Annotated in this window: 25 protein-coding genes and 1 tRNA gene; 21 read left to right on the forward strand and 5 right to left on the reverse strand. The window is 66.4% G+C overall.

What is annotated here, in order from left to right; genetic code table 11:
- A complete protein-coding gene (locus C7389_RS10035; protein WP_133590924.1) occupies positions 1-1,920 on the forward strand; it encodes a sensor domain-containing diguanylate cyclase in 1,920 nt (639 codons plus the stop codon).
- Between the two features lie 15 nt (positions 1,921-1,935).
- Here the strand turns inward: C7389_RS10035 and C7389_RS10040 are convergent, their stop codons facing one another.
- From C7389_RS10040 to C7389_RS10055, 4 genes are all read right to left on the reverse strand, one after another.
- Positions 1,936-2,811, reverse strand: coding sequence for an AEC family transporter (locus C7389_RS10040; protein WP_133590926.1), 876 nt, complete (start codon positions 2,809-2,811; stop codon positions 1,936-1,938).
- A gap of 141 nt (positions 2,812-2,952) precedes the next feature.
- Positions 2,953-4,287, reverse strand: a complete 1,335-nt coding sequence (gene hslU / locus C7389_RS10045) for an ATP-dependent protease ATPase subunit HslU (RefSeq protein WP_133590928.1) — start codon at positions 4,285-4,287, stop codon at positions 2,953-2,955.
- Positions 4,288-4,310: 23 nt separating this feature from the next.
- Positions 4,311-4,847 carry an ATP-dependent protease subunit HslV gene (gene hslV / locus C7389_RS10050; protein ID WP_133590930.1) on the reverse strand — a complete coding sequence of 179 codons (537 nt, stop codon included), beginning with the start codon at positions 4,845-4,847 and terminating at the stop codon, positions 4,311-4,313.
- Positions 4,848-4,890: 43 nt separating this feature from the next.
- A complete protein-coding gene (locus tag C7389_RS10055; RefSeq protein WP_246034698.1) occupies positions 4,891-6,075 on the reverse strand; it encodes an STAS domain-containing protein in 1,185 nt (394 codons plus the stop codon).
- A 194-nt stretch (positions 6,076-6,269) separates the two neighbouring features.
- Here C7389_RS10055 and ybgC point away from each other — a divergent pair, with 194 nt between their 5' ends.
- The 13 genes from ybgC (at position 6,270) to C7389_RS10120 (ending at position 15,331) form a co-directional block, all read left to right on the forward strand.
- A complete protein-coding gene (gene ybgC / locus C7389_RS10060) occupies positions 6,270-6,716 on the forward strand; it encodes a tol-pal system-associated acyl-CoA thioesterase (protein ID WP_133590934.1) in 447 nt (148 codons plus the stop codon).
- Positions 6,713-7,387, forward strand: coding sequence for a protein TolQ (tolQ, locus tag C7389_RS10065; RefSeq protein ID WP_133590936.1), 675 nt, complete (start codon positions 6,713-6,715; stop codon positions 7,385-7,387). Before ybgC ends, tolQ begins: the two co-directional genes overlap by 4 nt.
- A 20-nt stretch (positions 7,388-7,407) precedes the next feature.
- A complete protein-coding gene (locus tag C7389_RS10070; RefSeq protein WP_133590938.1) occupies positions 7,408-7,821 on the forward strand; it encodes an ExbD/TolR family protein in 414 nt (137 codons plus the stop codon).
- Positions 7,818-8,672 (forward strand): energy transducer TonB, encoded by an 855-nt coding sequence (locus tag C7389_RS10075; RefSeq protein ID WP_133590940.1) that lies wholly within the window; start codon positions 7,818-7,820, stop codon positions 8,670-8,672. Before C7389_RS10070 ends, C7389_RS10075 begins: the two co-directional genes overlap by 4 nt.
- Before the next feature lie 38 nt (positions 8,673-8,710).
- On the forward strand, positions 8,711-9,994 hold the full coding sequence (gene tolB / locus C7389_RS10080) for a Tol-Pal system beta propeller repeat protein TolB (RefSeq protein ID WP_133590942.1): 1,284 nt from the start codon (positions 8,711-8,713) through the stop codon (positions 9,992-9,994).
- A 42-nt stretch (positions 9,995-10,036) separates the two neighbouring features.
- On the forward strand, positions 10,037-10,561 hold the full coding sequence (gene pal / locus C7389_RS10085) for a peptidoglycan-associated lipoprotein Pal (RefSeq protein ID WP_133590944.1): 525 nt from the start codon (positions 10,037-10,039) through the stop codon (positions 10,559-10,561).
- A 1-nt stretch (position 10,562) separates the two neighbouring features.
- Positions 10,563-11,285 carry a tol-pal system protein YbgF gene (ybgF, locus tag C7389_RS10090; RefSeq protein ID WP_133590946.1) on the forward strand — a complete coding sequence of 241 codons (723 nt, stop codon included), beginning with the start codon at positions 10,563-10,565 and terminating at the stop codon, positions 11,283-11,285.
- Positions 11,286-11,287: 2 nt separating this feature from the next.
- Positions 11,288-11,956, forward strand: coding sequence for a 7-carboxy-7-deazaguanine synthase QueE (gene queE, locus C7389_RS10095; RefSeq protein ID WP_133590948.1), 669 nt, complete (start codon positions 11,288-11,290; stop codon positions 11,954-11,956).
- A 36-nt stretch (positions 11,957-11,992) separates the two neighbouring features.
- Positions 11,993-12,685 (forward strand): 7-cyano-7-deazaguanine synthase QueC, encoded by a 693-nt coding sequence (gene queC / locus C7389_RS10100; RefSeq protein ID WP_133590951.1) that lies wholly within the window; start codon positions 11,993-11,995, stop codon positions 12,683-12,685.
- Positions 12,686-12,813: 128 nt separating this feature from the next.
- Positions 12,814-13,920 carry a YeeE/YedE family protein gene (locus tag C7389_RS10105; RefSeq protein WP_133590953.1) on the forward strand — a complete coding sequence of 369 codons (1,107 nt, stop codon included), beginning with the start codon at positions 12,814-12,816 and terminating at the stop codon, positions 13,918-13,920.
- 60 nt (positions 13,921-13,980) lie between these two features.
- Positions 13,981-14,056, forward strand: a tRNA-Lys gene (locus C7389_RS10110).
- A gap of 230 nt (positions 14,057-14,286) precedes the next feature.
- Positions 14,287-14,847 carry a hypothetical protein gene (locus tag C7389_RS10115; protein ID WP_133590955.1) on the forward strand — a complete coding sequence of 187 codons (561 nt, stop codon included), beginning with the start codon at positions 14,287-14,289 and terminating at the stop codon, positions 14,845-14,847.
- A gap of 223 nt (positions 14,848-15,070) precedes the next feature.
- Positions 15,071-15,331, forward strand: coding sequence for a hypothetical protein (locus tag C7389_RS10120; RefSeq protein ID WP_133590957.1), 261 nt, complete (start codon positions 15,071-15,073; stop codon positions 15,329-15,331).
- Positions 15,332-15,347: 16 nt separating this feature from the next.
- Here C7389_RS10120 and C7389_RS10125 read toward each other — a convergent pair whose 3' ends face one another.
- On the reverse strand, positions 15,348-15,575 hold the full coding sequence (locus tag C7389_RS10125; protein WP_133590959.1) for a hypothetical protein: 228 nt from the start codon (positions 15,573-15,575) through the stop codon (positions 15,348-15,350).
- A 249-nt stretch (positions 15,576-15,824) separates the two neighbouring features.
- On the opposite strand from C7389_RS10125, the gene C7389_RS10130 reads away from it, so the two are divergent.
- The 7 genes from C7389_RS10130 to C7389_RS10160 all read left to right on the forward strand — a co-directional run bounded on the left by C7389_RS10130 (position 15,825) and on the right by C7389_RS10160 (position 23,379).
- Positions 15,825-16,694: a dienelactone hydrolase family protein gene (locus C7389_RS10130; protein ID WP_133590961.1), complete on the forward strand. Its 870-nt coding sequence runs from the start codon at positions 15,825-15,827 to the stop codon at positions 16,692-16,694.
- Between the two features lie 182 nt (positions 16,695-16,876).
- Complete coding sequence (locus C7389_RS10135; protein WP_133590963.1) at positions 16,877-17,242, forward strand: response regulator; 366 nt, start codon at positions 16,877-16,879, stop codon at positions 17,240-17,242.
- Between the two features lies 1 nt (position 17,243).
- Entirely contained in the window at positions 17,244-18,512 is a 1,269-nt protein-coding gene (locus tag C7389_RS25700) for a methyl-accepting chemotaxis protein (protein ID WP_133590965.1), read from the forward strand.
- A gap of 10 nt (positions 18,513-18,522) precedes the next feature.
- Positions 18,523-18,837: an STAS domain-containing protein gene (locus C7389_RS10145; RefSeq protein ID WP_133590967.1), complete on the forward strand. Its 315-nt coding sequence runs from the start codon at positions 18,523-18,525 to the stop codon at positions 18,835-18,837.
- A 13-nt stretch (positions 18,838-18,850) separates the two neighbouring features.
- On the forward strand, positions 18,851-21,031 hold the full coding sequence (locus tag C7389_RS10150) for a chemotaxis protein CheA (protein ID WP_133590969.1): 2,181 nt from the start codon (positions 18,851-18,853) through the stop codon (positions 21,029-21,031).
- A 71-nt stretch (positions 21,032-21,102) separates the two neighbouring features.
- Complete coding sequence (locus tag C7389_RS10155; protein ID WP_133590971.1) at positions 21,103-22,806, forward strand: methyl-accepting chemotaxis protein; 1,704 nt, start codon at positions 21,103-21,105, stop codon at positions 22,804-22,806.
- Between the two features lie 12 nt (positions 22,807-22,818).
- Positions 22,819-23,379 (forward strand): chemotaxis protein CheW, encoded by a 561-nt coding sequence (locus tag C7389_RS10160; protein ID WP_133590973.1) that lies wholly within the window; start codon positions 22,819-22,821, stop codon positions 23,377-23,379.
- The last annotated feature ends 25 nt before the right edge of the window (positions 23,380-23,404 follow it).

Genomic DNA, 23,404 nt, shown 5'->3' on the forward strand with positions numbered 1-23,404 from the left:
GTGCGCCGCCCGCCCCGACTCACCGCCCTGCTGCCGCGCCCAGCCGGCCCGGCGCTGCGCGCCGCCGCGCTGACGCTGCTGGTGGTGTTCGCCACCCTGGGCCTGCAATGGCTGGCCTGGCGTCAGTACCGCGCGGTGGAAATGCGCGAGGCGGCCGCCGCCTTCGCCCGCGTCGCCGATCAGTCCACCCTGTCGCTGAACCAGCAGCTCACCCATTACCGCAACGCCCTGCTCGCCCTGCGCGCCGCCTACATGGCAGCCGAGGGCTTCAGCGTCGAGGAGTTCGCCCGCTACATCCAGATCCTGGGCATAGACCGCGGCCTCTCCGGCCTGCGCGCGCTCGCCTTCAACCGCGCCGTCAGCGACACCGAACGCGACGCTTATCTCGCCGAGGTGCGCCAGCGCAACAAGGCCTACGACCCGATCTACGCCGAGTTCGACATCTACCCGCCTGCGCGCCGGCCCTTCTACCATGTCGCAGAAATGGTGCAGCCGCCAGCCGGCAACCAGCGCTCCCTGGGCTACGACTTGCTGTCCGACGAGGTCCGGCAACGCGCCATCGAGGAGGCCGGCGAACATGGCTTCGCCGCCACGCCGCCGCTGCGCCTGCGGCAGGATCCGGACGCGCTGGCGGTGCTGCTGCTCACCCCGGTGCCCACCCCCAGCCCGGAAGGCAAGCTGCGCCCATCCAACACACTGGGCGCCTCCTTCGTCGTCACCGATCTGGTGGAGACCGCGCTGTCGCCGGCACTGCGCCGGCAGTTCAATCTACGCCTCACCGACCTCGGCGCCGCCGGCAGCACCTCCCTGCAGGCACAGCCGCTGTTCGACGACGGCTTTCCGGCGACGCCGGACCTGCGCGCGGTGCGCAGCGAACTGGTATTCGGCGGCCGCCGCTGGCTGCTGGAGTTCCACCCGGTACAGCCACTGCTACCGCCGATCGCGCGCCACGAGCTCGCCGCCCTCTTCATCGCCGGGGCGCTGCTGGCCGGCACCGTTGCCCACCTCACCCAGCAGCGCCTGCAGCGCAACAGCCGCGACCACGCGCTGGCGCGCCTGGCATCGGACTGCGTGATGCGGGTGGACGCCCATGGTCATGTGATAGACGCCGACCATACCGCGCTGCGCATCACCGGCCGCAGCGCCGAGCGTTGGCGGAATCTGCCCTTGTGGGCCAGCTGCGCGCCCGGCGCCCATGCAGAAACCATACGCTCACTGGTGATGAGCGTGGCCGCCGAGCGCAACAGCGGCAGCGCGGAATGCCGGATACTGGGCGACGACGGCAAGGAACACTGGATCTCCCTGCGCCTGGGCAACCACCTGGAACATCCCCACCTGCGCTGCCTGCTCGCCCAGCTTTCCAGCATCGCCAAGCGCAAGGCCGCCGAGGCGGAGATCGAACGCCTCGCCTTCTTCGACCCGCTCACCGGCCTGCCCAACCGCCGCCTGCTGGAAGAGCGCGCCGAACTGACACTGAGCGCAGCCCGCCGCCAGCCCGGCCACGCCGCGCTGTTGGTGATAGACCTTGACGGCTTCAAGACGGTGAACGACGAAGGCGGCCATGCCGCCGGTGACAAGGTATTGGAGATCGTCGCCGAACGCCTGCAGGCCGCCATCCGCGCCAGCGACACCGCCGCCCGGCTGGGCGGGGATGAATTCGTGGTGCTGCTGGGCGCGCCGGCCAACGAAGCCGACGTGCGCGCCACCGCGCTGCGCCTGGCGCGCGCCATCGCCCTGCCGGCGGTGGTGCAGGAGCGCGGCTGGACAGTGACCGCCAGCATAGGCATGGCGCTCTATCCGCTGCATGGCACAGACTTCGCCAGCCTGCTGGGCGCCGCCGATGCGGCGATGTACCGCAGCAAGCACGGCGCCAAGGGCCTGCATGTGATGGCCGCCGACCCGGACGAGCTGACGGCCTGAACAGCGGCCGCCGCTTCAGTCGAGCGCCAGCGCCAGCGGAATCGGCAGCATCGCCAGGCTGAGCAAGTTGCCGACCAGCACCAGCGAGGCCACCTTCTCCGGTTCCTGGCGGTAGCGCTCGGCAAAGATGTAATTGAGCACCGCCGGCGGCAGCGCGCCGAACACCATCAGCAGCGCCCGCTCCTGCGGCGGCAGATCGATCAGCAACAGCACCGCCCAGACCAGCGCCATGCCGGCGAGCGGTCGCAAGATGCCAGTGAGCACGCCCAGGCCGATGGCGCCGAGGCGCGAATCGGTCAACCGCACACCGAGTGCGAACAGCATCAGCGGAATCGCGATGTCGCCCAGCATCTTCACCGCCACCATCAACGGCGGCCACAACTCGATGCCGGAGAGCCCGAGCGCCACGCCGGCAATCGTCGCCGCCACCGAAGGCACCCGCCACAGGTTGCGCAAACGGATGTTGTGGTCCAGCAGCCAGGCACCGAAGGAGAAATGCAGCAGATTGGAGACGGCGAAGGTGACCACCGCCGGCGCCAGCGCCGCGTCGCCAAAGGCCAGTACCGCCAGCGGAATGCCTAGGTTGCCGGAGTTGTTGAACATCAGCGGCGGCACCAGCGTGCGGGTGGATTGCCCGGCGGCGCGGGCGAAAGCCCAGGCGAGCAGACCGGAGCCGATCACCACCAGCAGCGTCGCCGCCGCCAGCGGCAGGTAATCGCCGATGCGGGTCTCCCTGCTCGCCAGCGCGGCGAATACCAGCGCCGGTACGAACACGTCCATGTTCAGCCGGTTGGCGTGGCTGAGGTCCGGCTTCAAGCGGCGGCCGACCAGGTAGCCGAGCGCGGCAATGGCGAACAGCGGGAAGAGGATGGAGACGATGCGGATCAGCATGTTGTTCTTCGTCGTTGCCGCCGCCCCGACGATGGGCAGCGGTGGAAAGACGGCCCGGGAGGATGGGCCGCGGATGAAGAAAGGGACCGGTCTCGCCGGTCCCCGCTTCAACGCTGCACGGCCGTGGCCGGCCGCGACGGCTCAGAGGATGAAGTGCGCCAGATCTTCCCGCTGCGCCAGCATGTCCAGCCGGCCATCGACGTAGGCGGCATCCACCTCCAGCCGCTCCAGGCCAACACGGCCAGCGTCGAAGGAGACCTCTTCCAGCAGCTTCTCCATGACGGTGTACAGCCGGCGGGCCCCGATGTTCTCCGTCTTCTCGTTGACCTGGAAGGCGATCTGCGCCAGGCGGCGTATGCCCTCGGGCTTGAACTCCAGCGTCACCCCATCGGTGGCGAGCAGCGCCTGGTACTGGCGGGTGAGGCAAGCGTCGGTGCTGGTGAGGATGCGCTCGAAATCCTCCACCGACAGGGAGTCCAGCTCCACCCGGATGGGGAAGCGGCCCTGCAGTTCGGGGATCAGGTCGCTGGGCTTGGAGAGGTGGAAGGCGCCGCTTGCGATGAACAGGATGTGGTCGGTCTTGATCATCCCGTACTTGGTGGACACCGTGGTGCCCTCGACCAGCGGCAGCAGGTCGCGCTGTACGCCCTGGCGGGAGACGTCGGCGCCGTGGGCGTCGGAGCGGGCAGCGATCTTGTCCACCTCATCGAGGAAGACGATGCCGTTCTGCTCCACCGCGCGCAGCGCCTCGGCCTTGACCTCCTCGTCGTTGATCAGGCGGGCGGCCTCCTCGTCGGCCAGCACCTTCAGCGCTTCCTTGATCTGCAGCTTGCGCAGCTTCTTCTTGCCACCGCCAATGTTCTGGAACATGCCCTGGATCTGCTGGGTGAGCTCTTCCATGCCGGGTGGCGCGAAGATCTCGGCCTGCATGCCGGCGACGGCGACTTCGATCTCGATCTCCTTGTCGTCCAGCTCACCCTCGCGCAGGCGCTTGCGGAATTTCTGCCGGGTGGCGTTATCCGTGGCGGCCTCCGGCTCGGCATTGAAGCCGACCGGCCGTGCCGGCGGCAACAGGGCGTCCAGCACGCGATCCTCGGCGGCGTCCAGCGCACGGTCGCGCACCACCCGCATGGCGCGCTCGCGGCCGTCCTTGATGGCGATCTCGGCGAGGTCACGGATGATGGTGTCCACATCGCGGCCTACGTAGCCGACCTCGGTGAACTTGGTTGCCTCCACCTTGATGAAGGGAGCGTTCGCGAGCCGAGCGAGGCGGCGGGCGATCTCGGTCTTGCCAACGCCGGTCGGCCCTATCATCAGGATGTTCTTGGGCGTGATCTCGCTACGCAGCGGCTCGTCCACCTGGGCGCGGCGCCAGCGGTTGCGCAGGGCGATCGCCACCGCCTTCTTGGCCTTGGCCTGGCCGACGATGTGCTTGTCGAGCTCGGAGACGATCTCCGGCGGGGTCATCTGGGTCATGGCTGCTCGCTCTGTCCGGTGGGCTATTCCAGCACCTCTATGGTGTGGCTCTGGTTGGTGTAGATGCAGAGGTCGCCGGCGATGGCGAGGGACTTCGCCACCACCTCGCGCGGCGACAGCTCGGTATTCTCGATCAGCGCCCGCGCGGCGGACTGGGCGTAGGCGCCGCCGCTGCCGATGGCGACGATGCCTTGTTCCGGCTCCAGCACGTCGCCGTTGCCGGTGATGATCAGGGAGTTCTCGCGGTCGGCCACCGCCAGCATCGCCTCCAGCCGGCGCAGCATGCGGTCGGTGCGCCAGTCCTTGGCCAGCTCCACCGCGCTGCGCACCAGATTGCCTTGGTGCTTGTCCAGCTTGGCCTCGAAGCGTTCGAACAAAGTGAAGGCGTCAGCGGTGCCGCCGGCGAAACCAGCGAGGATGCTGCCTTGATAGAGGGTGCGCACCTTGCGTGCGCTGGCCTTGATGACGATGTTGCCCAGGGTGACCTGACCATCGCCGCCGAGGGCGACGCGATTGCCTCGGCGCACCGACAGGATGGTGGTGCCGTGATACTGTTCCATGCGTTTTTCCTTGCCTGTGGGGCGCCCGGGCGCGCCAACTGCACTAGATGCGCAGCGTGACCTGGGCCACCTGATCGACGCCCATGACCCGCAGCAGCGCGGCAACCATGGCGTTCACATTCTGTAGCTCGACGAGTTTACCCTGAGCCTGCAGGGTGGCGAGGATGTTGAACAAGGTGCCGGCGCTGACGAAATCCAGGCGGCGCAGGCGACTGCAATCCACGCTGACATTGCGCCTGTCACCGGCGAAAGCTGCCAGACGCTTGATGGCGTCGTTGGACGCGCCGACCAGTTCCCCTTCCAGGCGGAAACCTTCGTCTCCTTCAGTCGGGGTAACGGGAGCCACCAGGCCAGCAGTGGAAACCACCGCCCGCATCTGCTCACGGCCTTCCCAGGACGGCGGAGACTCTTCGAAGGTGATGGCGTAATCCACCGCGATCTGCTCGAAGCGCTCCTGCTCGCCGGTATGCTGCAGCAACTCCAGCAGCAGCAGCCACATGTCGCGGCTCTCCGCCTTGCCCGGCGCGATCTGCCCTGCCAGCATGTTGGCCATGGAGGCCCCGTTGAGCAGCGCCACCTTGACCCGGTCGGCCGCCAGGCTGGCCAGTGTCTGGCGCAACAAGGTACAGCCGGTTTCATCCACCGCCCGCAGCTTGCCCAGATCTATGCGCACCCCACCGCTCTTGCGGCCGATGACGCCGATCTGCTGGAACTGGTTGGCCGCCTGGCCGGACAGGTTGCCGGCGAGATTGACCAGCGGCACCCGTTCGCCCTGGCGTACCGCCGGTTGCGAGGACAGATCCAGCCATGGCGGCGGCGAACGCTCGAAACGGGTTGCGTAGTCCAGCACCCGCGACTCGAACTTCTCGCGCTGGCCGGTCAGCCGATAGAGATCCAGCAACATCATCCACAGGCCTTCGCCGGCGGTGTTGTGCCGTTCATCCAGCACAGATCCCAGCACCTTCTCCGCCTCGCCGTTGTTGCCGTTGGCGTAGAGAACCGCAGCCTCCTCGTAGATCGCACCTATCCCGCTGCCCACCTCCTGCACTTCCACCAACTCGGCACACTGCGCCAGTGCCCGGTTCGCATCGCCGCCGGAGAAGTCCAGGGTAGACAGCTCGGTGCGCGGCGGCTGCGTCTGCCTGCCGCCTTTCTCCGGGCGAGCACCGGCCGGTTGCCTCTGGGGAGGAGCGGCGGGGGTCTTCTTACCGAAAAAGGGGAGTGCCACGTGGAAACCTGCCTGCTGACTGGGGTGTATGAACATACGACCGTGGGCCAAGGATAGCATTCCCTCCCCGGCCTTGCGCCGCCCCGTCTTCAACCCTCACGGCAAAATCCGCGGTCCCGGCATTTACGTTTTGCAATACACGCCAGAGTGAAATCGTCCGGATGCGCAGACGCGAGCTCGGATAGAATGTTGCGATGCACACCTCGCCAGCTCCCGCCCTGCCCGCGTCCGCGCGGGAGTTCGTGCTGCCCGTCCGGGTGTATTACGAAGATACCGACGCCGCAGGCGTGGTCTATTACGCCAACTATCTCCGTTTCTGCGAACGTGCCCGCACCGAATGGCTGCGGGCGCTGGGCTTCGAACAGCAGCAGCTGCGCACAGAGACCAACCTGGTTTTCGTCGTGCGCTCCGTCCAGGCCGAATACTTGTCACCCGGATTGCTGGACGATGCGTTAGAGATCGTGTCCACGCTCGGCAACGTCGGCCGGGCAAGTATCACTTTCGTGCAAAAGGTGATGCGCGCCCAGGAACTATTGTTCGAAGCGCGCGTCCTCATCGCCTGCGTGGACTGGAACAAGAAGAAAGCGGCCGCCATCCCCGCCGCGATACGCAACCGACTCGAACAACTCTCGCCAGCATGACCGTCTCACAAGACCTCTCCATCCTCAGCCTGATCACCCAGGCCAGTGTCCTCGTCCAACTCGTGATGGCCTTGCTGGCCACGCTGTCGCTGGTCTCCTGGTACTGGATCTTCCGCAAGTGGTTCCAGATCCGCGCCGCGCGCAGCAAGACCAATGAGTTCGAACGCGATTTCTGGAGCGGCGGCGACCTCAATGCGCTGTTCCAGTCGGCTTCCGCCGCCCGCCATCACTCCGGCGGCCTGGAACGCATCTTCGAATCCGGCTATCGTGAATTCACCAAGCTGCGGGCCAAGAGCCACGACCAAAGCGCCACCATAGACGGCGCCCGCCGCGCCATGCGGGCGACCTACCAGCGCGAGGTGGACGACCTGGAGGCCCACCTGGCCTTCCTCGCCTCGGTCGGTTCGGTGTCGCCCTACATCGGCCTGCTCGGCACCGTGTGGGGCATCATGAACGCCTTCCGCGGCCTGTCCAACGTCGGCGCCGCCACCCTGGCGCACGTCGCGCCGGGCATCGCAGAGGCCCTGGTCGCCACCGCCATCGGCCTGTTCGCAGCCATTCCCGCGGTCGTCGCCTACAATCGTTTCGCCCATGACATCGACCGCATCGGCATCCGTTTCGAGAGCTTCATGGAAGAGTTCTCCAACATCCTGCAGCGCCATCTGCGCTGAAAGTGGTTGGGGTCGGAAAGATGCGCCAACGCCGCCTAATGAACCAGATCAACGTCGTGCCCTACATCGACGTGATGCTGGTGCTGCTGGTGATCTTCATGGTCACCGCGCCGATGATCCAGCCAGGCAACATCGACGTGCCCTCGGCCGGCGCACTCAGCACGCCGCCAGCCGAGGCCATGGTGATCGAGGTGAAGGCCGACGGCTCCATGGCCCTGCGCCAGACGAGCAATGCCTCACCGCGCCCTGTCACCCATCTCGAGTTCCAACGCGCCCTGCGCGACGCCCTCGCAGCCAATCCGGAGCAGCCCTTCCTCGTTGCGGCCAGCAAGGAGTTGCAGTATCAGAAAGTCATCGACGTCCTCGAAGCAGCACGCGAAATCGGCGTCAGGAAGATTAGCCTGCAGACCGAGGCAGGCAGCCGCGGCCGATGAACGAGCGCGACATTCCCCGGGATCACCCCGGGAAGTGGGCTTCCATAGGATTGACGGTCGCGGTCCACGTTGGACTGGCGCTGTTCCTGTTCTTCGGCGTGCGCTGGCAAAGCGAGCCGCCGGCGTCGCTTGAGGTCGAACTGGCCGCCGCGCCGCCGCGTTCGGCGCCTACGCCCACGCCGCAACCTCAACCTGAGCCCCGGCCAGAGCCACCTCCGCCTCCTCCCCCCGAACCCAAGCCCCAGCCACGCCCGGAGCCGCCCAAGCCGGCTCCCCAGCCGGAGCCCAAGCCCGCGCCCAAACCGGACATCGCCACCAAGGCGCCGGAAAAGAAGCCGGAGCCCAAGCCCGAGCCCAAGCCAGAACCGAAGAAACCGGAACCGCCCAAACCCGAGCCGAAGCCGGAGCCCAAGCCGGAGCCGAAGAAACCCGAGCCCAAGCCCACGCAGCCGCCCAAGGACGACCACATGGCGAAGCTGCTGGATCAGACGCTGGCCCAGACCAATGAGCGCGCCCAGCTCGAAAAGCTGATGCGCGACGAAGCTGCGCGTGCCAGCGCCGCACGCAACCGTGCGGCCGGCGATGCCTACCAGAATGCGATCCGCACCAAGGTCCGCGGCAATCTGCTCCGCCCCCCCGGCCTGAGCGGCAACCCCGAAGCGGTATTCGAGGTCGATCAGTTGCCCAGCGGCGAGGTGCTCAACGTCACACTGAAACGAAGTTCCGGCATTCCTGCGCTGGACGAAGCCATCGAACGCGCCATCCGTCGCTCCAGCCCGCTGCCTTTGCCGGAATCGAGGGAACTTTTCCAGCGCACGCTTGAACTGAAATTCAGGCCGTTGGAGGAATGACGGGAACGCTTCGCTATAATTCGCATCCTGAATACGCCATGACCAAGACGCTCCACGCCCTTCGCCTCATCCTGGCCGCCGCGCTCGCCGCCCTGTCGGTGGCAGCCCAGGCGCAGCTCTCCATTGAAATCACCGGTGCCGGCGCCGCCCGCTTCCCGGTCGTGGTACCCATCTTCGAGAACGAAAGCGCACTCCCGCGCGGCGTTTCCGACATCGTCAAGGCCGACCTCGAGCGCAGCGGCCTGTTCAACCTGGTGGATATCGGCCCGCTGTCGCTGCCCGAATCCCGCGTACCGGACCTCGCCGACCTGCGGTCCCGCGGCGCCGACGCCGCCCTCGCCGCCAGCGTGATCCCGCAGCCGGATGGCCGCTACGAGATCCGCTTCCGCCTCTTCGACACCCAGAAGCAGCAGGAAATCGGCGGCCAGGTGCTGCGCATGGCGCCCGCGCAGAACCGCCTCACCGCCCACCGCATCGCCGACTTCATCTACGAGAAGCTGACCGGCCTGCCGGGCTACTTCTCTACCCGCATCGCCTACGTGGTGAAGAGCGGCGCCCGCTACGAACTGCAGATCGCCGACGCCGACGGCGCGAACCCGCAGGCGGCGCTGGTGTCCCGCGAGCCCATCATCTCGCCGGCATGGTCGCCTGACGGCCAGCGTCTGGCCTACGTCTCCTTCGAACAGAAGAAGCCCATCATCTACGTCCACACGCTCGCCACTGGCCAGCGCCAGGTCGTGGCCAACTTCAAGGGCTCCAACTCGGCGCCCACCTGGTCGCCCGACGGCCAGCAACTGGCGGTAGTGCTAACCAAGGACGGTCTGTCGCAGCTCTATACGCTGTCGGCCGATGGCTCGGGCGTGCGCCGCCTGGCCACCTCCTCCGGCATCGACACCGAACCGGCCTGGGCGCCGGACGGCCAGTGGATCTACTTCACCTCCGATCGCGGCGGCAGCCCGCAGATCTATCGCATTCCGACCAGCGGCGGCAGCGCCCAGCGGGTTACCTTCGAAGGCACGTACAACGTCACGCCGCGCCCGTCCGCAGACGGCCGCCTGCTCGCCTTCATCACCCGCAACAACGGTCGCTTCCAGGTGGCGGTCCAGGACCTGACCACCCGCCAGACCACGATCCTCACCGATTCGACGCGAGACGAATCGCCCAGCTTCGCCCCCAACGGCCGCATGATCCTCTACGCCTCCGAAAGCGGCGGCAGGGGCATACTTGCGGCCGTTTCGTCCGATGGCCGGGTGAAACAGCGTCTTTCGGTGCAGGCCGCCGACGTGCGGGAACCCGCCTGGGGCCCCGCGCAGAAGCAATAACGCTGCTGTCTGTCCAACATAAGACGAACTGGAGAAACATCCATGAAGCAACTCGTTCTGCCCGCTCTACTCGCCGCTCTGCTCGCCGCGTGCTCCAGCACCGGTGGGCCCGAGCAAACTGGGGCCAAGGTCGAAGACCGCGCCGGCTCCGGCTCCGGTGTCGCCACCGTGACCGCGCCGCCCTTGTCCGGCTCCGGCATCGCCGCCCTGACCGACCCGAACAACATCCTGTCCAAGCGCAGCGTGTTCTTCGACTTCGACAGCTTCGTCATCAAGGCCGAAGCCAAGCCGCTGGTTGAAGCCCACGCCCGCTTCCTGGTTCAGAACCCGCAAATGCGCATCCTGATCCAGGGCAACACCGACGAACGCGGCAGCCGCGAGTACAACCTGGCCCTGGGCCAGAAGCGTGCCGACGCCGTCAAGCAAGCGCTGCAACTGCTGGGTGCTAAGGAAGGCCAGATCGAGTCCGTGAGCCTGGGTGAAGAGAAGCCGCGCTGCACCGAAAGCACCGAAGCTTGCTTCGCTCAGAACCGCCGCAGCGACATCCTGTACTCGGGCGAGTTCTAAGATGAAGCGCCTCGTGCCGCTGGTGGCGCTACTCGCACTGTCGTCGGCCGGGCCCGCCCATGCGGGTCTGTTCGACGACGCCGAGGCGCGTCGTCAGATCGTCGAAATGCGACAGGACCTGGAAAGCCAGATCGCCACGGCCCGCAATGGCCAACTCGAACTCGCCAACCAGAACCAACAACTTCGCGACGAGGTGGCCCGCTTGCGCGGGCAGCTCGAAGTGGTGCTGAATGAAGTCGAATCACTCAAGCAGCGCCAACGCGATTTTTATGTCGACCTCGACAACCGGCTGAGGCAGCTGGAAACGGCCGCGGCCACCCAGCAGGCGCAAGCCCAGGCTCCGGTGGATCCCGCGGCCGAATCCGCCGAATACGAAGCAGGTCTGAACCTGCTGAAGGAGGGCAAGGCGCGTGAAGCCCTGGCCGCCTTCGATGCCTTCATCGGCAAGCACCCCTCCAGCGGCTTCCTGCCCGGCGCCCACTTCTGGGCCGGCAACGCAGCCCTACAGGTCAAGGAGGTTTCCGCCGCCTCCAACCACTTCAACACCGTTCTCGGCAAGTGGCCCAACGACGCCATGGCACCTGACGCCATGCTCGGCCTGGCGAACAGCCAGCAGGCCATGGGCGACGCCCGGAACAGCCAGCGTACCCTGCAGTCGCTGGTGGAACGCTATCCGAGCAGCAACGCCGCGCAAACGGCCAAGCAACGCCTCGGCAAGCGCTGACCATGGCGGTATCGACGGCGGCCCCGGCCGCCGCCAAGCTTCGCATCACGGAAATCTTCGCTTCGGTCCAGGGCGAATCGACCCGCGTCGGCCTCCCCACCGTTTTCGTCCGCCTCACCGGCTGTCCGCTGCGCTGCGTGTGGTGCGACACCGCCTACGCCTTCCAGGGCGGCGAGGGCCGCGACGTGGCCTCGGTACTGGAGGAGGTCGCCAGCCACGGGCTGCGGCATGTCTGCGTCACCGGCGGCGAACCGCTGTCGCAGAAGTCCTGTCCGGCCCTGCTCACCGCGCTCTGCGACGCCGGCCACTCGGTATCGCTGGAGACCAGCGGCGCGCTGGACATCTCGGCGGTGGACCCGCGCGTATCCCGCATCATGGACCTGAAAGCACCTGGCTCCGGCGAGGAGGCCAGGAACCGCTACGAGAACATCCCCTTTCTGAACGCTGCGGATGAAGTGAAGATCGTTCTCGCCGACGCCACGGACTACGAATGGGCAAAAGCGTGTATCGCTGAACATGCGCTGACCCGCCGCTGTGCCGTGCTGCTGTCGCCCGTCGCGGGCAATCTCGAGCCGGCGGACCTGGCGGAATGGATAGTGCGCGATCGCCTGCCGGTGCGCTTCCAACTGCAGTTGCACAAGATCCTGTGGAACGATGCCCGCGGCCGATGAGGCCCCTGCGTCACGATACGACACGGAACTGTCCCCATGACCGATAAGCAGCGCGCCGTCGTCCTTCTTTCCGGCGGCCTGGATTCCGCTACCTGCCTCGCCATCGCCCGCGACATGGGGCTGGAGACCTACGCCCTGTCCGTTTCCTACGGTCAGCGCCACGCTGCGGAGCTGACCGCCTCCAAGCGGGTGGCCGACGCTCTGGGCGCCAGGGAGCATCGCCTCGCCCGCGTCGGCCTCGGCCAGTTCGGCGGCTCCGCGCTCACCGACCCATCCATCGCCGTGCCCGAAGATGTCGAAGCCGAGGGCATTCCGGTCACCTACGTGCCTGCGCGCAACACCGTCATGCTCTCGATCGCGCTGGCCTGGGCAGAAGTGCTGGATGCACGCCACATCTTCGTCGGCGTCAATGCGGTGGACTACTCCGGCTATCCCGACTGCCGCCCCGCCTTCATCAAGGCCTTCGAGACCATGGCCAACCTGGCGACCAAGGCCGGCGTCGAAGGCAACGGCGTCACCATCCACGCCCCGCTGATCGACCTCTCCAAGGCCGACATCATCCGCCGCGGCACCGCGCTGGGCGTCGATTACAGCCTCACCGTCTCCTGCTACCAGGCGGACGACAGCGGCCGTGCCTGCGGCCGCTGCGACGCCTGCCGCCTGCGCCGCGCCGGCTTCGAAGCCGCCGGCATCAGCGACCCCACGCCCTACCAGCCACGCAACCTCTGACGCACCAGGGAAGGCAGTGGCGCCCCTGGCTGACGGCCCTCGATAGCGGAAACACCTCGCGCAAAGATCGCCGCCACCGCCGCGATGCCCGCTAGAATCCCGGGCTGTCCAAAATTCTCCGCCGCCTCATGGAAGACGCTCTGGTCTCCCCCGCCACCATCGCCTGGCTCGCCTTCGCCATCGGCGGCCTGTTCGGCTTCATCGGCAACAAGACCCACTTCTGCACGCTGGGCGCAGTCTCCGACATCGTCAACATCGGCGATTGGGGCCGCATGCGCATGTGGCTGCTGGCCATCGCCACCGCCATCCTCGGCACCGCGGCACTGCAGCTGGCCGGTCTGTTCGATCCGGCCAAGACCATCTACACCGGCAGCCGGCTGATCTGGCTGTCGCACCTCGCCGGCGGCCTGCTGTTCGGCGCCGGCATGGTGCTGGGCTCCGGCTGCGGCAGCAAGACGCTGATCCGGCTGGGCGGTGGCAACCTGAAATCGCTGGTGGTATTCACCTTCCTGGCCATCGGCGCCTCGATGACGCTGCGCGGCCTCACCGGCGTCTGGCGGGTGCGCTTCCTCGACTCGGTGAATGTCGAGCTCGGCCACAGCCAGGCCATTCCCGCCTTCCTGTCCGCGGCCGGCATGGCACCTGACACCGCGGTTTGGCTCGCTGCAGGCGTGGCTGCAATCGCATTGCTGGTTTTCACCCTTGGCCGGCGGGACGCCTGGCGCGGCGACATCCTGCTCGGTGGCCTCGGCGTAGGCGCGCTCATCGTCGCCTGCTGGTACGTCACCGGTCACATCGGCTACGTCGCCGAGCATCCAGAGACGCTGGAAGAAGCCTTCATCGGCACCAACAGCGGCCGCGCCGAGTCGCTGACCTTCGTCGCGCCGCTGGCCTACACGCTAGAGTTGCTGCAATTGTGGAGCGACACCAGCCGCATCGTCACCTTCGGCATCGCCAGCGTGCTGGGCGTGATTTGCGGTTCGGCGCTGTGCGCCCTGCTCAACGGCAGCTTCCGTATCGAGAGCTTCCGCGACCCGGCCGACCTGGGCCGCCACATCGTCGGCGGCCTGTTGATGGGCATAGGCGGCGTCACCGCGGTGGGCTGCACCATAGGCCAGGGCCTGTCCGGCGTCTCCACTCTGGCGCTGGGCTCCATCCTTACCACCGCAGCCATCATCGCCGGCGCCGTCGTCACCATGAAGGTGCAGTACTGGCTGATGATGCGCGAGGCCTGAGCCTCCCCTCGACAGGTTGACCTACAAGTCCGTACCACCTATACTGCCGGGCTCGTTTTTGGGTCGGTAGCTCAGTCGGTAGAGCAGCGGACTTTTAATCCGTTGGTCGCGAGTTCGAGCCTCGCCCGACCCACCAAAACACACCAGAAATCAGCGCCTTGGCTTCCTGCCCTGGCGCTGTTTTTCTTCCTGGATTCCGTTTCGCAGGTGTTCCCCGTCCGGTTTGGCTGACCCAAGGCAGACCTGACGCGCTCTTGGAGCCGAAGAACATCCCCGCTCCATCACGGCTGCGTGCGACGTGACTTCCATCACACTGGCCCGGCCGCGGGGATTGATCCTCATCCCATTCGAGTAAATTCTTCTGACATGAAGCAGAATCTACTCGCCCTCGCCCTGACTCTCGCCATCGCCTGCGGGCTCGGCCTGTACGTCTGGCACGACCACAAGAACGTTCAGGCCACGTTCACCGGGCAACATCCTGTCCCCGGCCCCGCAAGACCACCCGGCCTCAACGCTGGAGAAAACGGCCGCCCTCCACCCGAGCCGGGGCCGCAGTTGCCGAGGCGCCACGCCAACGGCCTGTATCGCTGCGAACAGCGGGGAGCCGTCACCTATCAGGGCACGCCCTGCCCGGAGGACTCCACGCAGGCAGAGGTACGGAACGGCTCGCTGAGCGTGGCAGCGAAAACGGCTCCTGTTCAGCCCACTTCGCAGCCTGCCCCTTCAGGCGGCGAGAGGGTCGGGCTCATAGCTCGAGCCGAAGAGCCTTGGTTTGGAGAAGCAAACGCCCCCGAGTGCTACTCGCTGCGTCGACAAATAGAACGCATCGACGCCGCCGCCCGCCGTTACTCCACCGAGCGCCTGAAGGAGGAGCGGCGAAAAGCAGTGCGAAGGAAATATGACCTCGGGTGTTCCGAGTTCGACTGAGTCCACCTCTTCGCCCCTGCCTTTCCCGCTCACCCAATCGTTCGAACTGCGGCGCACGAGGCAGGTGCATGCCTTCGAAAGAATCAGATTCCGGCCAAAACGATGCGCAGGATTTGATCTCATCGGGGGTCCAGCGTCCGGAGGGGCGGCTACCATGCTCGTAATGGGGCGTGCAGAGAATGCGCATCCAGTGTTTGCGAGCGAAGCCCCCGAGGCGAGAGCCATGCATCACAGCCTCCATCCACGAGGAGAAGCACCATTGGGAATCGAACTGGGAGTGTCGCCGGCCTTGCTGTTCAGCAGCCTGTCCCTCTTTCTGCTTCCCGTCACCATCGCCTGCGGTGGCTCCCTGCTGGCGGCCCTCGGTGCAGCGCAATTGCTGGGAATGCAGCGCAAGCCTCATGAGGAGCGACGCATGATGATCGCGTTGTTCGCCGCCATCGGCATGCTCAGCTACGCGGTGGGCTGGATACTCCTGCATTGAGCGCCGCTTCCCTGCCTCAGCGGATCCGCTTCGCCCTGCGCTTCTTCACCACCGCGGCGATGTAGCTGTATAGCCCGTAACCGCTGCGCGCCAGCCTCGCCATCTCGGTGACGCTGCCAGCCCCCACGCTGCCCTTGGTGAAAAGGTAGGCGGAACCGTCGTCATACTCGACAACAATCTGTCCGTCGCCGATCTCGTATCCGGTGATACTCGAACGGCCGCTGAGGTTCTGATATCGCTCCATCTGGTGTCCCCCGGATATTCAGCAATATGTCAGCGCAAAGCGCGGCGGGGAGTATATACCGTTCAGATTGCAGAAAATGACGTTAACGTTGCCCGTAACGGGGCGAGCTGGGCCTCGCCCTCCACCTCTCCCAAAGCACAGGGCACCGCCAGCACCGAGACCTCAGCACCCGGCCTGCTAGGATTCAGGCAAGCGGCCATCGACCGCCTCGCACGATCACGCACTTTCCCCGGAAGAAGGAGACCCTGAATGACGACAACAAAGGAATTCGACAGCCTGCTCCCCTCCAACTGCTCCGACCGCCGCAGCTTCATCACCACCGTGGCCGCCGCCGGCTTCGCCCTCGCGGTGCAGCCGGTGCAGGCGCAGACAGTGATCAGCACCAGCAGCGACAAGCTGGAGGCCGGCGGCGGCAGCATCCCGGTCGAAGGGGGCGCCTTGCCCATCTACTACGCCCGTCCCGCCCAAGCCGCCGGCAGACTGCCCACGGTCCTGGTGGTGCAGGAAATCTTCGGTGTGCACGAGTACATTCGCGACGTCTGCCGCCGCCTTGCCAAGCTGGGCTATCTGGCGATCGCACCCGAGCTCTACTTCCGCCAGGGCGACCCCGCAAGACTGGAAAACGTCGGCGCCATCCTGGAGACCATCGTCTCCAAGGTGCCGGATGCCCAAGTGCTGGCTGACCTGGACGCCACCGCCGCCTGGGCGCTGGGCAAGGGCGGCGACGCCGGCCGGCTGGCGATCACCGGCTTCTGCTGGGGCGGCCGCATCACCTGGCTCTATTCCGCCCACAACCCCAAGATCAAGGCCGGCGTCGCCTGGTACGGCAAACTGGATGGCGCCCCTTCCGCGCTCACGCCCAGGCACCCGCTGGACATCGCCGGCAGTCTGCACGCTCCGGTGTTGGGCCTCTATGGCGGCCAGGACCAGGGCATCCCGATGCATGACGTGGAGGCGATGCAGGCGGAACTGAAGAAAGCCGGCAGCAAGAGTGAGATCGTCGTCTATCCGGATGCGCCCCACGCCTTCCATGCCGACTACCGTCCGAGCTATCGCAAGGAGGCGGCCGAGGACGGCTGGAAGCGCCTGCAGACGTGGTTCCGAGAGCACGGCGTTTAGCGCCATGGCATTATGCCGGCCGTCCCTCTGGCGGGATGGCCGGCACGGTCCGTGCCGGATGGCACGGCGGTCGATCTAAAGTTCTTTTTAGTCCGCGTCGTAAAGTGTTAAGAAGGTGCCCGCAGCCTTAGTACCACAAGGAAACGGCTGCTCACCCGAAAATACAACCGCGCGTACAGGCCATGAAAACGATCTTCCTCGTCGACGACTCCGCCACTATCCTGCTGTCCATCTCCAACATCCTCAGCAAGGCCGGCTATGGGGTGGAAAAGGCGCCCAACGCCCTCGACGCCCTCAAGAAATTCCAGGCGGGAGTGAAGGTCGATCTGCTGATCACCGACCTCAACATGCCGGGCATGAACGGCATCGAGTTCATCAAGGAGGTGCGCAAGCTCACCCCCTACCGCTTCATGCCCATCCTGTTCCTGACCACCGAATCGCAGCAGGCCAAGAAGGCCGAAGCCAAGGCCGCCGGCGCTTCCGGCTGGATCGTAAAGCCCGCTTCGGCGGATGAACTCCTCAACACGATCAAGCTGGTCATGCGCTGAGATGCCACTTCACACCCTACTGCGCCGCTCCATCATCGTCTTCGCCACCGTCGCCGCGGTGGCGGGGCTGACGGTGTTCCTCCTCAACGAATGGTTCCATGCCCACTTCCTGCCGTCGGTAGGGCTGGCCCAGCCTTTCGGTGACGCGATCGGCACGGTGCTCATTGTCAGCGTGGCCTATCTCGGCCAGCGCCTGGTGTCCCTAGCCTTCTTCCGCGACCACATGTACGGCTTCGCGACCTCACAGGAACAGTTGCAGCACACCTCCAGCAACGTTTCCTCGGTATCGGACGAAGTGGTGAAGGAGTTGCGCGCAGTCCCCACTTTCAATGACGTGTTGCGCGGCCAGCTGGACAGCGTGATCCAGCAGACAGAGCTCGCGGCCTACCAGATCACCGAGCGGCTGCAGGCAATCGACGGCGTGGTCGGCCACCTCAATCATTTCGTCGCCACCAGCTCCTCCGAGTCCAACCAGATGGCGCACGACTCGGAAGAACGCATCGCCAACAACCAGAAGCTGATCGGCGAGATGCGGCAGTACATCGAGAACCGCATCGCCGAAGCAGCCGAGGACCAGGCCCGCATCGCCAAAGTAGTCGGCGAAGCACGCGAGCTGGAAGCCCTCACCCGGCTGATCAAGGACATTGCGGCGCAGACCAATCTGCTCGCCCTCAACGCGGCCATCGAGGCGGCGCGCGCCGGCGAGGCCGGCCGCGGCTTCTCAGTGGTGGCCGACGAAGTGCGCAAGCTCTCGGCCGAGACGGAGAAGGCGGTCATCGCCATCAACCGCGGTATCGAGGGCGTGGCCAACACCATAGAGACGCAGCTGCGGGAAAAACTCTCCGCCAACAACCTGGACCGCGAGCAGGCCGCCCTCAGCCAGTTCGCGGACCAGCTCACCGACCTCGGCCACAGCTACGAGGAAATCCTGCTGCACCAGGGCAAGGTCATCGAAACCGTGGGCGCCAGCAGCCAGGAACTGGCGCAGATGTTCATGGATGCGCTCGCCAGCGTGCAGTTCCAGGACGTGACCCGGCAGCAGATCGAACAGACCTCCGAGGCCCTGCAGCGGCTGGACCAGCACCTGGACCAGCTGGCCGAACGCCTGGTGCAGGCCGAGAACCCCGACTTCCGCTACATCCCGCTGTCCGTACACCTGGAGGAGATCTACGCCCGCTACGTGATGGACCAGCAGCGCAACACCCACAACGAATCCCTCCACCAGTCGGACTCCTCGACCGGCGGCGGTTCCAAGGTCGAACTTTTCTGAGTTCTCCGCCATGAGCAAAGCCACGACTGGCTGCCAGCGCCTGGCGATCGTCGACGACATGACGATCTACAACGCCGCCGCCCAGAAACAAACCCTCATCGAAGCTCTCTGCGGCTGCGACGAACTCGAGCTGGACCTCTCCACCGTCGGCGAGATCGACACTGCCGGCTTCCAGCTGCTCATCCTGGTCAAGCGCGAAGCGCGACGGCTGGGCAAGCAAGCCCGCATCGTCGCCCACAGCCCGGTAGTACGGGAGACGGTGGACTTCTTCAACATGGCCGCCGATTTCGGCGACCCCATGCTGATTCCCGCACAAGAAGGCTGAGGCGCTCGCGATCATGGATGAAATCACCACAGTCTTCGTCACCGAGAGCCGCGAACAGCTCGCGGCCATGGAAGCGGCCCTGCTGGAGCTGGAAAACTCGCCCGGCGACTCGGACACGCTGAACGCCATCTTCCGCTCGGCGCACACCATCAAGGGTGGCGCCGGGGTGGTGGAGTGCGACTTCATCGTCGCCTTCACCCACGTGGTCGAGAACGCGCTGGACAAGCTGCGCAACGGCGAGATCGCCGTCGATGGCGACCTCGTCGCCGTGCTGCTCGCCTGCTCCGACCACATCAACGCCCTGCTGGACGTGCTCGAATCCGGCATGCCGGCGCCCGCCGCCGATCTCCAGGCCGACGGCAACGCCCTGCTGGACCGCCTGCAGCGCGGCTGGCTGAGCGGCGAAGGCAAGCAATCCGACGACAGCACTCCGCCCGCCACCAGCGACGGCACGGTGGAGAGCAGCGGCGGCGGCGTGGTGGAAACCGACTGCTGGCACATCTCCCTGCGCTTCGGCCAGGACGTGCTGCGCCAGGGCATGGACCCGCTGTCCTTCCTGCGCTATCTCACCTCGCTCGGCACCATCGTCCGGCTGGAAACCCTGGCGGATGCCATGCCGGCGGCGGACGACATGGACCCGGAGGCCTGCTACCTCGGCTTCGAGATCCACTTCGCGTCCAGCGCCGACAAGGCCGCCATCGAGCGGGTGTTCGACTTCGTCCGCGATGAGTGCACTCTCCACATCCTGCCGCCGCGCAGCCGCCTGGCCGACTACGTCGCCCTGATCAAGGCGCTGCCGGAAGACCCGATGCGCCTGGGCGAAATCCTGGTGCGGGTGGGCGCGCTAACCCAGGCCGAGCTGGACGTCGGCCTGGCCGCGCAGCAGGCAACGGAAGCCGCTGCCACCGAGGAAACCGCGGCGCCGCCGCTGGGCGAGATCCTGGTGGAGCAGCAGGTCGTCCAGCCCGAACTGGTCGAAGCCGCGGTGGTGAAGCAGAAGCAGGTCGGCGAGAAGAAAGCCGCCGAGGCGCGGCTGATCCGCATCCAGGCCGATAAGCTGGACGCGCTGATCGACCTCGTCGGCGAACTGGTGATCGCCGGCGCCGGCGTGAACCTGCTGGCCGCCCGCTCCGGCCTGGCCGAACTCACCGAGGCCACCTCAGTGATGAGCCGGCTGGTGGAGAGCATCCGCGATTCCGCCTTGCAGCTGCGCATGGTGCAGATCGGCGAAACCTTCAACCGCTTCAACCGGGTGGTGCGCGACGTCTCCAAGGAACTGGGCAAAGACATCGAACTGGTGGTGAGCGGTGCCGAGACCGAGCTGGACAAGAGCGTAGTCGAGAAGATCGGCGACCCGCTGATGCACCTGGTGCGCAATGCCATAGACCACGGCATCGAGCCGGCCGAGGCGCGCGCCGCCGCCGGCAAGCCGGAGCGCGGCCGGTTGTCGCTGAACGCCTGCCACGACTCCGGCAGCATCGTCATCGAGGTTGCCGACGACGGCGGCGGCCTCAACCGCGAGAAGATCGCCCGCAAGGCAATGGAGCGCGGCCTGGTGCCGGCCGGCCACACGCTGAGCGACCAGGAGGTCTACAACCTCATCTTCGAACCCGGCTTCTCCACCGCAGACAAGGTCTCGAACCTGTCGGGCCGCGGCGTTGGCATGGACGTGGTCAAGCGCAACATCCAGAGCCTGCGCGGCCGGGTAGAAGTGGATTCCCAGCCGGGCGAAGGCACCCGCTTCACCATCCGCCTGCCGCTCACCCTGGCCATCATCGACGGCTTCCTGGTCGGCGCCGGCAGCGCCGGCTACGTGGTGCCGCTGGACATGGTGGTGGAGTGCCTGGAACTGCCGCCGCAGGCCGGCGACAGCCACTATCTCAACCTGCGCGGCGAGGTGCTGCCCTTTATCCGCTTGCGCGACCTGTTCGAGATCCGCGGCGAGCAGCCGGTGCGGGAGAACGTGGTGGTGGTCAAGGCCGCCGGCCAGAAGGCGGGCATCGTCGTCGATGAACTGCTGGGCGAATTCCAGACGGTGATCAAGCCGTTGGGCCACCTGTTCCGCAATCTGCGCGGCATCGGCGGCTCCACCATCCTCGGCAGCGGGGAGGTGGCTCTCATCCTGGACGTACAGGCCCTGATCCATCTCGCCGCCCACCGCGACGAACCCAACGCAATCCTCAACCGCAGCTAAGCCGCAGCCCTAGCAGATAGCCAAACCGTTTTCCCCGTTCCCATCAATTCCGTCTCTGCACGAGGCCCCAAATGTTCGGCAACCTGCGTATCGGCGTAAAACTCGCCCTCGCCTTCGGCATGGTCATCCTGATGCTGCTCATCATCACCGCGGTGAGCGTCATCCGGCTGGCTGGCCTGGGTGAAGAAATCGACTCCACTGTCAACAAGCGCTTCCCGATGACGGTCTGGTCCAACACCGTCATCGACCAACTCAACGTTGCCGGCACCGCAATGCGTGACCTCGTGCTGGCGCATACCCCGCAGGAACGCCAGGAGGCGCTTGACCGCCAGAGCCAGACCAGCGCCAACGTCACCGCTGCGCTGGAAAAGCTCAACGCCAACGCCGTCACCGCCGAAGACAAGGCGCTGCTGCAGAAGGTCGAGGCCGTCCGCGCCGCCTACCGTTCGCCGCGCCAACGCGCGATGGATGCAATCCAGGCCGGCCGCCTGGAAGAGGCCAGCGCCATCGTCACCGGCGAGTTGCGCCTGGCCCAGACTGCCTATATTCAAGCCCTGAACGACCTGATCAAGTATGAAACGCAGCAGATGGACGAAGCCGGCGCCCGCGCGGCGGACAGCGCCCAGTCCGCCCGCACCGTGCTGATGGTGCTCGGCGTCATCGCCATCCTGCTGGCGGTACTGTTCGCCGTGTTCATCACCCGTTCCATCGTCCAGCCAGTACGCGAGGCGGTGGGCGTGGCCAATGCGCTGGCCGAGGGCAACCTGGCGGTGCGCATCGACGCCAGCCGGCGCGACGAGACCGGCCAGCTACTGGCGGCGATGCAGAACATGGTGGCCCAGCTGTCCCGCATCATCGGCGAGATCCGCAGCGCGGCGGACAACCTCTCCGCCGCTTCGGAAGAAGTCTCCTCCACCGCCCAGTCGCTGTCCCAGGGCGCCTCCGAACAGGCCGCCAGCGTCGAGGAAATCTCCTCCACGCTGGAGCAGGCCACCGCCTCGGTGGTGCAGAACACCGAGAACGCCAAGATCACCGACGACATCGCCTCCAAGGCCGCCGGCGAAGCCAGCGAGGGTGGCAACGCGGTGAAGGAGACGGTGACCGCGATGCAGGCCATCGCCGAGAAGATCGGCATCGTCGATGACATCGCCTACCAGACCAATCTGCTGGCGCTCAACGCCGCCATCGAAGCCGCCCGCGCCGGCGAGCACGGCAAGGGCTTCGCGGTAGTTGCCGCCGAGGTGCGCAAGCTGGCCGAGCGCAGCCAGGTGGCCGCGCGCGAGATCGGCGAACTGGCTGGCTCCAGCGTCAAGCTGGCCGACAAGGCCGGCCGCCTGCTGGACCAGATGCTGCCCAGCATCCGCAAGACTTCCGACCTGGTGCAGGAAATTTCCTCCGCCTCCGAGGAGCAGAGCGCCGGTGTCGCCCAGATCAACCAGGCGGTGGGCCAGCTCAATCAGGTGACGCAGCACTCCGCCTCCTCCTCCGAAGAGCTGGCGGCCACCTCGGAAGAGATGGGCGCCCAGGCGCAGCAGTTGCAGAACCTGATGCAGTTCTTCCGCGTCGAGGACAATGCCACGCCGCTGAAGACCGCCGCCCGCCAGGCCATCACCGCCGCCCGCCGTCCGGCGCCAGTCGCCGAACCGGCTCCCATGCCGACGCCCGCGCCGGCTGCCCCGGCCCGCGGCCGTACGCCTGCGCCGCGCGCCCCCGGCAAGCCGCTGCCCAAAAACACCGCCCTCTCGTTCGACGAGCAGGATTTCGAGCGCTTCTGAGGAGCCCACGACATGGGACAGATCGTCGCCCGCGATAACAAGCCGCTTGCCGCTGCCGCCGCCGAAGCGCCCCAGCAGTACCTCACCTTCACCCTGAACGCGGAGATCTTTGCCATCGGCATCCTCCACATCAAGGAGATCATCGAGTACGGCAGTCTCACCGAGATCCCGATGATGCCGGCCTTCATCCGTGGCGTGATCAACCTGCGCGGCGCAGTGGTGCCCGTGATCGACCTGTCGGCCCGCTTCGGCGGCCGCCAGACCGAGATCGCCCGCCGCACCTGCATCGTCATCGTCGAACTGGTGCAGACGGTAGAGGATGGCGAGCTGCGCCAGGACATCGGCATCATGGTGGACAGCGTCAATGAAGTGCTGGAGATTCCGGCCACCGACGTCGAGCCGCCGCCGGCCTTCGGCTCGCGCATCCGCACCGATTTCATCCGCGCGATGGGCAAGGTGGAGGGCCGTTTCGTCATCATCCTCGATCTCGACCGCGTGCTGTCCGTCGAGGAAATGGCCCAGCTTGGCGCCACCGCCGATGCCAGCGCTCCCGCCACCGACAATGCCGGCTGAAGCCGGCGCACCGGACAACCCATCC

Source organism: Azoarcus indigens (assembly GCF_004361735.1).
Lineage (GTDB): Bacteria > Pseudomonadota > Gammaproteobacteria > Burkholderiales > Rhodocyclaceae > Azoarcus > Azoarcus indigens.